Origin of the sequence: Streptococcus cristatus (assembly GCF_963529205.1) — a bacterium.
Taxonomy (GTDB): domain Bacteria; phylum Bacillota; class Bacilli; order Lactobacillales; family Streptococcaceae; genus Streptococcus; species Streptococcus cristatus_O.
In genome coordinates this window covers 1-13,805 of sequence record NZ_CAURYF010000039.1, presented here as the reverse complement: position 1 = coordinate 13,805, position 13,805 = coordinate 1, and the positions used below count along the sequence as shown (strand labels likewise).

Sequence of the window (13,805 nt, the reverse complement as noted above, 5' to 3'; positions counted from 1 at the left end):
CGTAGAAGGCCATCACGCGCTCTTTGGGACTGCGGCTGTATTGGTCGTGCTCGCTGACTGGGTTGTAAGGAATGAGATTGACATAAGACAATTTCTTAATGTTCTTGAGCAGCTCAGCCAGTTCCTTGGCTTGCTCTACGCCATCATTCACTTCATTGAGCATGATGTACTCAAAAGTTACCCGACGGTTAGTGGTCTCGATATAATATTCAATGGCCGCAAAGAGCTTCTCAATCGGAAAGGCACGGTTGATTTTCATGATACTAGAACGCAGTTCATTGTTGGGTGCGTGCAGTGAAACAGCTAGATTGACCTGCACACCTTCATTGGCAAAGTCGCGGATCTTATGAGCCAGCCCTGAAGTCGAAACCGTGATATGGCGGGCACCGATAGCCAAACCTTTGTCATCATTGACCGTCCGTACAAACTTCAAGACATTCTTATAGTTATCAAAAGGTTCGCCGATTCCCATAACGACAATGTGGCTGACCCGCTCGTCCTGACCACGTTCGTCAAAATACTTTTGCACCAGCATAATCTGCGCTACAATCTCACCGTTATTGAGGTCGCGTTGCTTTTTAATCAAACCAGAGGCACAGAAGGTACAGCCAATATTGCAGCCAACTTGGGTGGTCACACAAACAGAAAGTCCGTAGTGCTGGCGCATGAGCACCGTCTCAATCAGCATACCATCTGGCAACTCAAAAAGGTACTTGACCGTACCATCAGCAGACTCTTGGACAATGCGCTGCTTAAGCGGATTGACAACAAATTGCTCATTGAGCTTGGCAATCAAATCCTTGGACAGATTGGTCATTTCCTCAAATGACTGGACACGCTTGCGATAGAGCCACTCCCAAATCTGGCTAGCACGGAATTTCTTTTCTCCCTGAGCTTCTGCCCATTCAATCATTTCTTCTCGCGTTAAGCTATAAATCGATGGTTTCATGTTTCTCCTTTATTTCTGGCGAATGACAAAATGGCGCTGCGATTGGCTAGATGCTGCTTGCTTTGCCTGTTTGCCTTGTTTCTGTTGTTTGTTCTTGTTTGCCTTTGAACGATGTTTTTGCTGCTCATCCTTCGTTTTTTTAGAGCTACGTTCCCTAGAAATTTCTGGATGTTTTTTGCTGTCTGATTTTCTCTTATGATGGGATTTTTTGTCAAAGGCAGCCCGTCTTGGCTGAGCATTTTCCAAAACAAAATAGGCACAGCCATAATTACAATACTCTAGCAGATAGTCTTGTAAACGGCTGATTTTTTCTGCATTTTCCTTGGCTTTCTCATCCCGATAAAAACCGCGCAACCGCAACTGTTCATTGCCCCAGTCACCAACAATATAGTCAAACTTATTCAGAATTTCTGAAAAGCGTTGGTGAAAGGCCGTCAAGTCAAAGGCCTCTTTATAATTCTCCACCAATTCAAACTCAAATTTTTCTGCAATTATCTTGCTGCCCATTTGCTTAAATTCTGGGCCGGGGAATTTATTGTAATTATACAACTCAGGTGAAATCTCTTTACGCATACCTATCCTTTGTCATTCATCTATCTTACTTCATATTATTTTATCACAAAACAAGGGGAATTTATATTTTTTCAGAAGAAAAAGATCTTTCTGTAAAAAGTCAGACGATTTAATAAAAACTGCTAATCTTTTTTTAAAAAGTCCTTCGTTCGTCTCTAAAAGACAAAAATCTTAGCCGAAACTAAGATTTTTTGGTTTTTTCTAAATAATCAATCGCGTCCTGAAGAGTCTTAACTGGCACGATTTTCATATCCGTTTTGATTTCCTTGGCTGCTTCAAGCGCCGTTTCATAGTTGGTCTTGGCTTTGGGATTAGACTTTTTTTCTTCCTCGCTGACAGGATTATCCGGAGCAAAGAAAATTGTCGCTCCGATCTTGGCAGCAGAGACGACTTTTTTGTCAATCCCACCAATATCACCAACCTTACCTTCTCTGTCAATGCTGCCCGTTCCCGCAATCACGCGGCCGTCTCGCAAGTCAGGATTAGCCAATTGAGTATAGATGGCTAGGCTAAACATGAGGCCAGCACTGGGACCACCGATACCTTCAGTCGAAAATTCAATCGGAACACTACTGTTGACCTCCGTACGGTCAATCAAACTAATACCAATTCCATTTTTGCCATTTTCCAGCTTGATGATTTTCCCCGTCGCTGTCTTGGTTTCTCCATCTTCCTCGTAGGTCACCTTGACACTATCGCCCAAGGCCTGAGAATTGACATATTTGACCAAATCTTCCGAGCTTTCAAAGGTCTTGTCATTGACTCCCGTCACCGTATCCGCAATATTCAAAATCCCTTTAAAGGTCGAATTCGGAGCTACTTTTAAAACATAGACACCCAGATAGTTCATCTTGATGTCTTTTCCTGCAGCTTTGAGACCTTGGTATTTGGCCATATTCTGCGACGTTTCCATATAAAATTGGTTAATGCGCATATACTCAGCATCACTCGAGCCACCCGTCATATCCTGAGCCGAATAAATATCCGTAAAAGGCGTCAGCCAAGCGTAGACCAGATGAGCAAAGGTCGCATGCTGGATCCCAACAGTTACAAAATTGTAGGAACCTGCTGCCTGATCTTCTTTTCCATCCACAGTCAGAACCTTCCGAATGTCTTCTGCGCCTCCAGGCACCTCAATGTAGTAAGGCAGGGGAACAAGAATAGAAAAAAAGAAGAAAATCGTCAGGAGAGTAGCTGTCACTACAGCACAACCAACGACTTTTAAACCACGTTTATCTTCCTTCGTCATCGTTTTTGGATTTGTCATGTCATTATTCATCTTTTTTCTCTAACTCCTCAATCACACTTGCTGGTACATAGGCAGAAAGATTCTGCTGAAAAGCAATCAATTCCCGCATCGCTGAAGAACTGATGTATCGGTAGGCCGGCTGACTCAGCAAAAAAACGGTCTCCAAGTCAGGTGCTAAGTCCTTATTGAAAAAATGCAGACTAGCTTCATAGTCCAAGTCCTGACCATTGCGTAGGCCGCGGACAAGAGCAGTCACACCTAGTCTTTTTGCCACATCGACCGCCAATTCATCATGCGAAGTGATGACTTCCACATTTTCCAAATGCGCCAAAGCCGCTAGAACCATCCTTTTTTTCGCATGGATGCTAAAAAATCCTTCTTTGTGAGGATTGTAGAAGATGCCCACATACAAGCGATCAAACAGCCGACTAGCCCGCTCAATCAAGTCCACATGTCCGTTAGTAATGGGATCAAATGACCCTGTAAAGAGTCCGATTTTATCTGACATAGACCGTCACCTTTGAAATTCCATATATTTTTTGCTTCCAGATACCCAAGTCTGCGATTTCTTCTGGCAAATCAACCGACTTATCCGTCTCGCAAACAACCATAATATCCTCGCTCAAGAGCCTGCGCTCCGCCATTTTCTCAATATCTGAGATAATCTGCTCCTTGGCATAGGGCGGATCCAGCAGTACCAGATCAAACGGACCAGTCAACTGCTCCAAGGCTCGACTCGACTCCATCTTGAGCAGTTCAAAGCGCGCTGCTTCCTTGGTCATGGCAATATTTTCCGCCACGATAGCTTGCGCCCGCCGATCTTTTTCAACCAAAACAGCAGAATCCATGCCACGAGATACCGCCTCAATCCCCAGACTGCCGCTGCCTGCATACAGATCCAGCACCCGACCGCCATCAAAATAGGGACCAATCATATTAAAAATCGCGCCCTTGACCTTATCTGTCGTAGGTCGCGTTGTCTTGCCATCTAATGTCTTGAGGGGTCTGCCCCCGTACTTCCCTGAAACAACTCTCATAAAAAACATTATAACAAAAATATTGAAAAGCTGATAGTAATTGCTAAGGCTGGACTTTATTCTCTAGCAAAAAACGGAAACAAAGCTATTTCCGTTCGAAGTCTATTTTAGAGTCATTCCGCCGAAGACTAAAATGGTCTGGGACTGGATCGTCCCCTTCCTTAGACCAAGGATGGCAGCGACCAATTCTGGCCAAGCCCATCAGCACCCCCTTGGCCCCGTGTTTTTCAATGGCTTCAATCATGTAATTGGAACAAGTCGGCCGAAAACGGCAGGAAGGCGGAAAGGCAGGGGAAATAAAGCGCTGGTAAAATCGAACCGGCGCTATCAATATTTTCTTAATCATTTTTTCTTAGTCTTAGTCACAGCCAAGTTATGCAACTGGCTGACTTCCTTTTTACTCAATCGACGTGCTTCACCCGGCTTGAGCCCAGTTAAGTCCAGATGTCCAAACTGAGTCCGTGAAAGCTTGTCCACTGGCAACCCCACCGCTTCAAACATCTTCTTGACCTGATGATTACGCCCTTCGTGGATGGTCAGCTGAACAACCGAGCGATTTTTCACTGGATCGACCTTGAGAATCTCATAGACAGCTGGCTTAGTTTTCTTGCCCTCAATGACCAGACCTCGAGTCAGTGGACGCAGAACTTCCTTATTAGCCACACCTTTAACACGCGCCACATAGACCTTGTCAATTTCATTTCGCGGGTGAATCATTTCATCTGTGAAGTCACCGTCGTTGGTCAAAATCAAGGCACCAGAAGTATCCCAGTCCAGTCGGCCAACAGGATAAATCCGCTCCTTGACCTGCGGTAGCAAATCAACGACTGTCTTACGCCCCTTGTCGTCTGTCACACTGGAAATCACCCCGCGCGGTTTGTTGAGCAGGTAGTAGACCTTTTCTTCATTGTAAATGGGCTGACCTTCTACTTCCACTCGGTCGCCCGACTTGATGGTAGTTGCTAGCTCACGCACTACCTGACCATTCACGGTTACCAGCCCCTGCTTGATCAATTCCTCAGCCTTTCTCCGGCTGGCAATTCCCGCATGGGCAATGTATTTATTGATTCTCATCGATATTATCCTTTCACAAGATACAAAGACCATTTTCACAACTTTAACAGCTGGAAAAATGGCAAATAGGGGAAGCAGTGCCTCCCTCAAAGCTTGGAAGCGTTCAGAAAACGTCCCTTATAGGATGAACTTGTCACTCTCCGAAAAGCTGACTTTCCTCAGCAATGAGCTCCGCTTCGTCCACAATCGGCAGCTCGTCCAAATGATTGATGCCCATGTAGTCCAAGAAATAATCCGTCGTCACATAAAGATTGGGACGGCCGATGACTTCCTTCTTGCCATCTTCCCGAATCAGCTCAAAGGCTAGTAACTTCGAAATCGCCCCGCTGGAATTGACCCCACGAATATCATCAATCTCCACCCTTGTTATAGGTTGCTTGTAAGCAATGATCGACAAGGTTTCCAGTGCCGCTCGGGATAAGCTTTGGTTAATCGGTGCCCGCGAATACTCTCGTAAAATCTCAGCAAATTCAGGCTTAGTGACCAACTTATAAGTCTTTGACGTTTCCAGCAAGGTCAAGCTGGAGTCAGGATTTGCCCGATAGTTCTCCGCCAATTTTTCCAAACTCTGGATGACACCAGTCGGCGGCAAGGAGAGGATTTCTGATAGCTGATGAACTTTCAGACCGTCTTCCCCTGCCACAAAAAGCAGGGCTTCAATCTCTGCTAATTTACTCATTCTTTTTTCCTACTAAATAAATATTTCTAAAGTTTTCCTCCTGAATGACTTGCACCTCCTGAACCTTGACCAACTCCAAGGTTGCTAGAAAGAGCGTAATCACTTCATTCATGTCTTTGGTTTCTGCAAAAATATCTTGCAGGGCAAGACGTTTGTTAGCCTGACAGCGCTGGCGCACTACTTCCATCATGTCCTCGATCTTATACTCATCTCGCACAATGGTCGTATGACTCTTGGAAAACTCCTCCTGCTTCTTGGTCATCACCTTGGAAAAAGCTAAAAAGAGATCAACGGCTGTCTTGTCGTGCAGGAGCTCAGCGTCTTCATAGACCAGTTCCAGCTTGGGCTTGGAGTAGTAAAGAGCACGGTCTTCATGCTGGAGGGACATTTTCTGACCTAGTAGCTTGAACTTCCGATATTCCTCAATCTGACTCAGCAAGTCCTGCTCCAGATCGTCCTCCATGTCCACCTGATCTACCACCTTGGGCAAGAGCTTACGACTCTTGATCAGCATGAGCTGGCTAGCCATGACCATGTATTCACCAGTCACTTCCAGCTTCATGGCCTGCAGAGTGGACACATAAGCCAGATATTGCTCGATGACCTCGGTAATGGGCACATCGTAAATATCCACCTGATACTTGGATACGAGGTGGAGCAACAAGTCCAGCGGCCCCTCAAAATCTTTTAACTTGATATCCATTCTTATCTGTATTTTTCTAATGTAATCACTGTCTTCAAGCCCAGATCACGAGCGATGTCGTAGATACCGACACCTTTTTCTCGCTGGCGCAGGATAAATTGCTCCCGCAGGCTTTGGGCTGACAAACTGGTCTGCCCCTGCTCAATCAAGAAGGCCTCCAGCTGGCGAAAGCCCCATTGGCGCGAATAGGACTTACCATTCTTTTCAAATAAATAAGTCCCTGTCAAATAATCGCCCAACTCGCTCGTCAGACTTTCAGGGATCTTAATAATCCGCTTCTGCCCAGCCTTCTCGATCCGCAAAACCTGGAAATCAAGATTGACATCTTCAACCTTGACCTGCAGGATTTCACTTGGCAAGAGACCCATTTCCAAAATCAAGAGCGCTATCAGCCGGCCTTGTGGTACCGCAGAAGTTTCCCAAAAGGCTGATAAGTCTATCAGCTCGCTTCCCAGTTCCTTGGAAATCGCGACTTTGGGCAGAGTCAAGCGGTGAAATTCCCCAATCATCTTGTTCTCGTAAAGATAGTAAAGAAATTGATTGACCGCTGAGAGCTTCCGCTTCTGGACAGCCGCCTTGAAATCCTTGATAGAGGCTTGATAAATCCGCAAATTGGTTTCCGTCACCTTGCTGTGGATTTCATTGACGAATTGTTCCAAATCGTAAGAATAGGCTAATTTTGAATTTTCTGAGATATTTTTTTGTTCTAAAAAAGGGGTGATTTGTTCTTTCATTTTTTGGAAATCTCATACTGACTCGTGAAGGTATGCATCAACGAGTTAACAGCTTTTAAAATCGACTTTCTAGTAATGATGCCATAAAAATGTTGTTCTTTATCCACAACAGGCAGGAAAGACTCATCCACCAGCTTGTGCAAAACGTCCGCAATCTTGTAATCTGGCTCGACCGTCAGACCATCCTTTCGTGTCATGTGGACAATGTCCATAGACATAAACTCTTCCTCTGCCAGCTCATGCTGCATCCGATAGGCCATGATGTCCGTCAGAGAAATGGTGCCAACGAACTTTTTCTCCGCAGTCACCACTGGAATGCGTGAATAAGTCATCTGGCTAAGCAAGAGAATAGCATGATCCACATTGTGTGTGTCAATCATGACCGCTAGATTCTCCCCCGGCGTCAAAAAAGTGTCTTCATGTTGCAGTAGATAATCTTCAAATTCCTTAGCAATCATCGGGCAAACTCCTTGGACAAGCTTGGATAGAGCTCATGATTTCGCGTATAGAAATCAATTTTAAAACGGTCATCGTCAATCTCTACCTTAGCGTAAAGACGTTCGTTGATTGAGCCACGAGGCTGGCTAATGGAGCCCGGATTGAGAAAGAGAGTCTTCCCTTGCATCCAAGCATCTGGAACGTGCAAATGACCATAGAGACAGATATCTGCCCCTACCTCCTGAGCCCAAAGATCCAGCTTTTGGAAGCTAAAGTTGATATTGAAAAGATGACCGTGGGTCTGGGCAATAATAGTCCCATCCAAATCTGTCACCAGCCGCTCTGGATAACCAGGATAAAAGTCCATATTGCCTGCCACGACATGAATTCCTTCCCAGACTTCATCCTCAAAAGGTAATTCTGAGTCTCCATCATGGAAAATAGCATCGACTTTTCCCAGATAATGTTCTTTAATTGCTTCGACAATGGCACGGTCCCCATGGGAATCGCTCATTACGATGATTGTTTGCTTTGCCATGCTGGAAATACCTCCATTAATTTTTGCACTGCTTGCGCACGATGGGACTGGGCATTTTTCTCTTCAATTGTCAGCTCAGCTGACGTTTTTCCTGTCTCTCCGACCAAGAACAAAGGATCATAGCCAAAGCCATTTTCACCTTTGGGCTCATGGGCAATATAGCCCGACCAATCCGCTTCGACCACCAAAGATTCCTTATCTGGACTTGCGACTACCAGAGTCGTATGGAAATGGGCAGAGCGGTCTTTAATATCAAAGACCATGGCCAGTTCATGCAGGAGCTTGATATTGTTTTCATCATCTGTCGCGCCAACACCAGCAAAACGAGCCGACCAGACACCTGGCAAGCCGCCCAAGACATCCACTTGCAAGCCGGAATCATCTGCCAAAACCATTTTGCCAGTCAACTGACTAATCGTTTCAGCCTTGAGGCGGGCATTTTCTTCGAAGGTCATGCCTGTTTCAGCCACTTCTGGCAAATCAGGATAGTCATTAAGATTTTCTACCTCGTAGCCCAACTTCCCGAAAAGCTTGCGAAACTCTGCTGTCTTGCCCTCATTTCGAGTCGCGATCAAAAGAGTATCCTTGACATCTTTTGCTCCCAGAAAGGCTTGGAGATCGACACCAGCTTGAGGCAGATGAACATAGAGCAATTTGCCTGCTTCAACCAAGAGGAGGGCCCCCTGTCGCTGCAACAATTCTAACTTTCGGCCTGTTTCTTGATTTAAAATATCCAGCAAGAAGGTGAGAAATCGAAAGGCTGAGCCATAGCGAATGACCGTGATATTTAAGGGCAGGCCTAGCTCTTCTTCCGCCAAAATACTCTCTAAGCGATCTAAAATCTCAGAAGCTTCAGCTGGCACCTGCTCGAACTCACTGTAAGAGGCACTTTGTCCCCATTCAGCCACATACCAGTCAGAGGCATCTTTGTATTCATAAATGTTTTTTGTCATAAGGTCACATGCTCCACATTGACTTTCAGATTCAGCCAGTTTTCTGCGATTTCCGCAAATCTCTTAGCATTGGCTGTAGTATAAAAACGATGATTCAGTTCGTGCTTCTCACGGCTACGATTGATTTCAAAATAATTGAGCAGGACAGAAATATCCCGTACACACTCAGCCCCGCTGTCAATCAGCTTGACGCTTGGCCCCATCATATTTTGAATAATCGGCCGAAGCAAAGGATAATGAGTACAGCCCAAGACAAGGGTATCCACCTTGCCCGCCAGAGGATGGAGGGTCTCATAGACCACCTTTTTAGTCAGGCTGGACTGGAGCTCATTTGACTCCACCAGCGGGACAAACTTAGGACAAGCCAGACTCTGAACCTCCATCTCAGGAGAGAGAGCCTCAATCTTTTTTCGGTAAATGTCGGACTGAACCGTCATAGGAGTCCCGATGACCCCAATCTTGCCACCAGTCGTAGATTTGATGGCAGCGCTGGCTCCAGGCAAAATCACACCGAGGACAGGAATGTCCAACTTAGCCTTGACTTCCTCCCAGACAACAGCTGTGGCAGTATTGCAGGCAATAACAATCATCTTGACATCCTTGGTCAAGAGAAAATTGACCAACTGCCAAGTATAGTCCCGAATCTGCTCCGCCGGCCTAGGACCATATGGAGCCCGAGCCGAATCACCTATATAAACCACTTCCTCGTGGGGGAGTTGCCGCATCAATTCACGGACAACAGTCAGACCGCCCACCCCAGAGTCTAAAAATCCAATCGGTCGGTTATTCATACAGTCTTCTTTCTAAAACAAGGGATTGGAAGCCTAGCCCAAATCCCCATTTTTTATATAGAAATCTCCGTCTGCCACCAAAGGACGGCTGAGAGAAGCTTATTTTTTGTTTTTATTTTTAGCAACTGCTGCTTTTTGTTGGTTGATGATTTGACGGTAAACTTGTTGAACGCGTGCTTCACTTGGTTTTTGACCATTGGCACTGAGCAACATCCGCACTGCTTCTACATTAAGACGTGGATTTTCCGCAAATTCCTTTTCGACCTGACGGCGAAGCAAGTACATACCAAGCAAAATCCCACCAAAGAAAGCCAGCATAATCAATAAAATTGCTAACAATGTATTCATAATAATCCGAACTCCTGTTTCATTTTTTACATTACTCTTTATTATACCAAATTATCTCTATTTTTCAAAATCAAAGCCATAGAGAGTCGCGAAATAATCTTCTGGTCTTTCTGCCCGACGAATCATGCGAGCCTGATCATTTTCCTCTAGGAGAATCTCGCTAGAGCGCAATTTGGCATTGTATTGGTAACCCATGGAGAAGCCGTGGGCACCCGTATCGTGAATGACCAGCGTATCGCCAATCTGACTGACAGGTAGCTCCCGCTGGATGGCAAATTTGTCGTTGTTTTCACAGAGGCTGCCGACCACATCGACAATCTCCGTCAGTCCTTCTGGCCGATCCATATTGGTAATATGGTGATAAGCGCCGTACATAGCGGGACGCAGGAGATTAACCGCTGAAGCATCCACTCCCAGATAAGTCCGATAGGTCTGCTTTTTGTGCGTCACCTTGGTCACCAAAAGACCGAAAGGAGCCAGCATAAAGCGCCCCAGCTCGGTGAAAATCTTGACCTGCCCCAGACCAGCTGGCGTCAGGACTTCCTCATAGGCCTGACGAACTCCCTGACCGATGACCGCAATGTCATTTCCCTCTCCATCAGGCTGATAATTGACCCCGACACCGCCAGATAGATTGATAAAGTCTAGCTTAATTCCCGTCGCTTCTAATACCTCGACCGCCAGTTCAAAAAGCTGACGCGCCAGTGCTGGATAATAGTCATTGCTAACAGTATTAGAGGCCAAGAGGGCATGAATGCCAAATTTCTCAGCTCCCAACTCCTTGAGTTCTTTGAAGGCCTGAATCAGTTGCGCCTTAGTCATACCAAACTTGGCTTCCTCTGGATGATCCATTATGCTGGTCCCCAGCTCAAAGACACCGCCGGGATTGTAGCGGCAAGAGATCACCTTGGGAATCCCAGCCACTTCCTTCAAGAAAGCCACGTCTTCATAGGCATCTAGATTGATGGTCGCTCCCAGCTCCCGCGCAAGACGAAATTCTTCGGCTGGCGTATTATTGGACGAAAACATGATCTCATCCCCATCAAAGCCCAGCTTTTGGCTCATGAGCAGCTCCACATAGCTAGCACAGTCCACCCCGCAGCCCTCTTCCTTGAGGATTTTTAAAATAGCAGGATTTGGTGTCGCCTTGACGGCAAAATATTCCTTAAAACCAGCATTCCAAGCAAAAGCCTCATGCAAAGCCCGCGCTCTCGCTCGAATCCCCTTCTCATCATACAAATGAAAAGGCGTTGGAAACTGCTCTGTCAGCTCTGCCAAGCGCTCACGACTGATAAATGGAGTTTTCATACACGCTCCTACTTTCTCTTTTACTGACAATATTATAACACAAGTGTAGGCTGGGGAGGAGAAAAAATAGACTCCAGAATTTCTACAATGGTTTTATCCATCGCAGAAACCTGAGAGCCTTTAAGCCATAAAGTTGGAAAAGATTTATATGGAATAAGTTAGATACTATGACTTCAGATTCATTTCTGTACGCACTCTGAACTCATTCGTCTGTGCAAAAACAAACTCAATTCCCCCAACACCTGAGAAGAAAGCGGCAGTGTTGTACTTCTCAGAGCGGTTCGAAGTTACAGGATTTGTTATGTAGTAAGATGCTTTCTAAGTTAGTAATTCTGATACTAAATCATAAAACTACTTCAATTTTTGCTAATTGATAATATATAGTCAATATAACATTAATCAAATTATTAATTTCTTCTATTTTTCATTTATTCTGAATAATCTATATTTATTTTTTTGGAGGGCTAAATATTTCTCTATCATATTTAACATTAAACGGATTTTCTCCAAAATGTTTCATATAAACTTCTATGGCATATGTGTCCATCATTCCAGATATATAGTCTAAGACTTTCCTAGCTTTAACCTCTTTATTGTCTTCACCATTCCATCTATACTCAACGGGCATTAGCATACCATTTTTATTGTACTCATCATTCATAAATAATTTGAAGAGCTTCGTTAAAATTTTTGTTCCAACTCTTTCATAAAGCATAATATTATCTGAACTAGTAACACACTTAAAGATAGTAGTTTTAAGTGCTTCTGCTAAATCTTTATAATTTCTAAACCCGAGCTCTTCCTCGTTCTTTGTTCCAGTTTTAGATTTAAATTTAGGATCTATTTCGATAACACCAATATCTTCGATAAGTTTATTCACTATAATGGAAATTAATTCCCTTCGGAAATAAAAATCATAATCTTCAGATTGAAGTCCTTTATCTCCACTTGTTTCAGCGAAAGATTTTGCATTTTTAACCCACGTATTAAAGGCTTTTTTAGATTTTTTACTTAGTTCATTATCTGCTATATTTTTTAATCTAAAAATAAATTCATCGATTGTAAAATAGTTACTAGCTAATGCATCTTCTAAATCATGAGCACAATAAGCGATTTCATCCGCAAGATCAACTATTTGGACATCAATTGTTCTAAACGGTAAAACATTATTGTCAGAAAGATCTTTTAGATTTTCAGATAGTTCCTCGTAATCATCTCTATATAGAAATTTCTTCTTATCTTTGGCATAAGGAACAAAGTATTTGATGATTGATGCTAAAGTACGATAAGTCAAATTGAGACCGCTGCATTGAGGAAACTTCTTTTCAATTTTTCTTAAGACTCGAATACCTTGCGCATTTCCCTCAAATCCAACATCGGGAGCAAGCTCGTTTAAAACTCTTTCCCCATGATGACCGAAAGGAGGATTTCCGACATCGTGGATTAAGGAACCTGTTTCAACCACTATAATCATTTTTAAGAAATTTTCTTCAATATTTTTCTTATATTGAAGATACTTTTTTGTATTGGTGTTCTTAGATTGCGTTTTAATCTCTTTTTCAACCTTTTCCTTGAGTTCATCAACAATTCCACGAGCTATCTGCGCAACCTCAAAACTATGGGTTAATCGATTTCTATGAAAAGCTTTACTGTTCACTTCAAATAGCTGCATCTTCCCTTGTTGACGCCTAAATGAAGTTGAATAGATAACCCTTGCATAATCTCTTTTTAAAGGATTACGTTCTCGGATATTCTTATCTTCCTCATGCTCTCGAACTTCTAACTTTGTAACTTCTCTCCAATGATTCTCTAGGAATGTAATTAATTCTGTCATAATATCACCTGTGATTTTTCTAGACCAACTTCTTCATCTCATCAATCCGCGCTACAGTCGCGTCGTATTTAGCTTGGTAGTCGGCTTGTTTGTCGCGTTCTTTTTGGACGACTTCTGGTTTGGCATTGGCTACGAAGCGTTCGTTAGAGAGCTTCTTGCCGACCATATCCAGTTCTTTTTGCCATTTAGCCAGTTCCTTGTCGAGACGAGCCAGTTCTTCTTCGACATTGAGGAGGTCTGCGAGTGGCAAGTAGATTTCTGCTCCTGTGATGACGCTTGACATAGCGAGTTCAGGTGCAGGAATGGTTGAAGCGATTTCCAAGTGTTCTGGATTTGTGAAGCGTTTGATGTAGTTGACATTGCTGTTAAAGAAAGCTTCCAAGTCGCTATCGCTAGTTTTCACGAGAATCGTGATAGGCTTGCTTGGCGCTACATTCACTTCAGCACGCGCATTCCGAACGGCACGGATCAAGTCTTTGAGACTTTCGACACCTGTGTGGGCCGCCAGGTCTTCAAAGGCTGGGTTGACAGTTGGGTATTCCGCTGTAACGATAGAGCCTTCTGAGATTTGTCCAAAGATTTCCTCTGTCACGAATG

At 44.1% G+C, this 13,805-nt stretch carries 18 protein-coding genes and 1 pseudogene; all 19 read right to left on the bottom strand.

The annotated features are described in order from the left end of the window. Positions 1-949: dual-specificity RNA methyltransferase RlmN (gene rlmN / locus RWS39_RS08290; protein WP_314482394.1), on the bottom strand; the 949-nt coding region annotated here is incomplete at its 3' end. 9 nt (positions 950-958) lie between these two features. Then, entirely contained in the window at positions 959-1,522 is a 564-nt protein-coding gene (locus RWS39_RS08285) for a YutD family protein (RefSeq protein WP_314482391.1), read from the bottom strand. Between the two features lie 181 nt (positions 1,523-1,703). Beyond that, positions 1,704-2,801 (bottom strand): SepM family pheromone-processing serine protease, encoded by a 1,098-nt coding sequence (locus RWS39_RS08280; protein WP_314482388.1) that lies wholly within the window; start codon positions 2,799-2,801, stop codon positions 1,704-1,706. Continuing rightward, on the bottom strand, positions 2,794-3,279 hold the full coding sequence (coaD, locus tag RWS39_RS08275) for a pantetheine-phosphate adenylyltransferase (protein WP_125382351.1): 486 nt from the start codon (positions 3,277-3,279) through the stop codon (positions 2,794-2,796). The genes RWS39_RS08280 and coaD overlap by 8 nt, the downstream gene beginning before the upstream one ends. Next, positions 3,269-3,808, bottom strand: a complete 540-nt coding sequence (gene rsmD / locus RWS39_RS08270) for a 16S rRNA (guanine(966)-N(2))-methyltransferase RsmD (protein ID WP_125382348.1) — start codon at positions 3,806-3,808, stop codon at positions 3,269-3,271. Before rsmD ends, coaD begins: the two co-directional genes overlap by 11 nt. 85 nt (positions 3,809-3,893) lie before the next feature. Further along, positions 3,894-4,151 (bottom strand): membrane protein insertion efficiency factor YidD, encoded by a 258-nt coding sequence (gene yidD, locus RWS39_RS08265; protein ID WP_125382711.1) that lies wholly within the window; start codon positions 4,149-4,151, stop codon positions 3,894-3,896. Continuing rightward, on the bottom strand, positions 4,151-4,882 hold the full coding sequence (locus RWS39_RS08260; protein ID WP_005592340.1) for a pseudouridine synthase: 732 nt from the start codon (positions 4,880-4,882) through the stop codon (positions 4,151-4,153). Before RWS39_RS08260 ends, yidD begins: the two co-directional genes overlap by 1 nt. A 133-nt stretch (positions 4,883-5,015) precedes the next feature. Then, positions 5,016-5,561, bottom strand: a complete 546-nt coding sequence (scpB, locus tag RWS39_RS08255) for an SMC-Scp complex subunit ScpB (protein WP_048791977.1) — start codon at positions 5,559-5,561, stop codon at positions 5,016-5,018. Beyond that, positions 5,554-6,264 (bottom strand): segregation/condensation protein A, encoded by a 711-nt coding sequence (locus RWS39_RS08250; RefSeq protein ID WP_314482382.1) that lies wholly within the window; start codon positions 6,262-6,264, stop codon positions 5,554-5,556. Before RWS39_RS08250 ends, scpB begins: the two co-directional genes overlap by 8 nt. A 2-nt stretch (positions 6,265-6,266) precedes the next feature. Continuing rightward, positions 6,267-6,998 (bottom strand): site-specific tyrosine recombinase XerD, encoded by a 732-nt coding sequence (xerD, locus tag RWS39_RS08245; RefSeq protein ID WP_314482379.1) that lies wholly within the window; start codon positions 6,996-6,998, stop codon positions 6,267-6,269. Further along, on the bottom strand, positions 6,995-7,456 hold the full coding sequence (gene cbpB / locus RWS39_RS08240; protein ID WP_005590833.1) for a cyclic-di-AMP-binding protein CbpB: 462 nt from the start codon (positions 7,454-7,456) through the stop codon (positions 6,995-6,997). Before cbpB ends, xerD begins: the two co-directional genes overlap by 4 nt. Further along, positions 7,453-7,974: a metallophosphoesterase gene (locus RWS39_RS08235; RefSeq protein WP_314482375.1), complete on the bottom strand. Its 522-nt coding sequence runs from the start codon at positions 7,972-7,974 to the stop codon at positions 7,453-7,455. The genes cbpB and RWS39_RS08235 overlap by 4 nt, the downstream gene beginning before the upstream one ends. Beyond that, on the bottom strand, positions 7,950-8,927 hold the full coding sequence (locus RWS39_RS08230) for a nucleoside-triphosphate diphosphatase (RefSeq protein ID WP_314482373.1): 978 nt from the start codon (positions 8,925-8,927) through the stop codon (positions 7,950-7,952). Before RWS39_RS08230 ends, RWS39_RS08235 begins: the two co-directional genes overlap by 25 nt. Beyond that, a complete protein-coding gene (gene racE, locus RWS39_RS08225) occupies positions 8,924-9,718 on the bottom strand; it encodes a glutamate racemase (protein ID WP_314482372.1) in 795 nt (264 codons plus the stop codon). The genes RWS39_RS08230 and racE overlap by 4 nt, the downstream gene beginning before the upstream one ends. A 99-nt stretch (positions 9,719-9,817) precedes the next feature. Next, on the bottom strand, positions 9,818-10,066 hold the full coding sequence (locus RWS39_RS08220) for a YneF family protein (RefSeq protein ID WP_015605536.1): 249 nt from the start codon (positions 10,064-10,066) through the stop codon (positions 9,818-9,820). A 57-nt stretch (positions 10,067-10,123) separates the two neighbouring features. Continuing rightward, positions 10,124-11,374 carry a diaminopimelate decarboxylase gene (locus tag RWS39_RS08215; RefSeq protein WP_314482371.1) on the bottom strand — a complete coding sequence of 417 codons (1,251 nt, stop codon included), beginning with the start codon at positions 11,372-11,374 and terminating at the stop codon, positions 10,124-10,126. Positions 11,375-11,516: 142 nt separating this feature from the next. Then, positions 11,517-11,677 (bottom strand): annotated as a pseudogene (locus RWS39_RS08210) (DNA (cytosine-5-)-methyltransferase); the annotation flags it as partial. A gap of 145 nt (positions 11,678-11,822) precedes the next feature. Continuing rightward, positions 11,823-13,208, bottom strand: a complete 1,386-nt coding sequence (locus RWS39_RS08205; RefSeq protein WP_314482369.1) for a deoxyguanosinetriphosphate triphosphohydrolase family protein — start codon at positions 13,206-13,208, stop codon at positions 11,823-11,825. Positions 13,209-13,227: 19 nt separating this feature from the next. Continuing rightward, positions 13,228-13,805, bottom strand: a 578-nt coding sequence (locus RWS39_RS08200) for a class I tRNA ligase family protein (RefSeq protein WP_314482367.1), incomplete at its 5' end; no start/stop codon positions are given.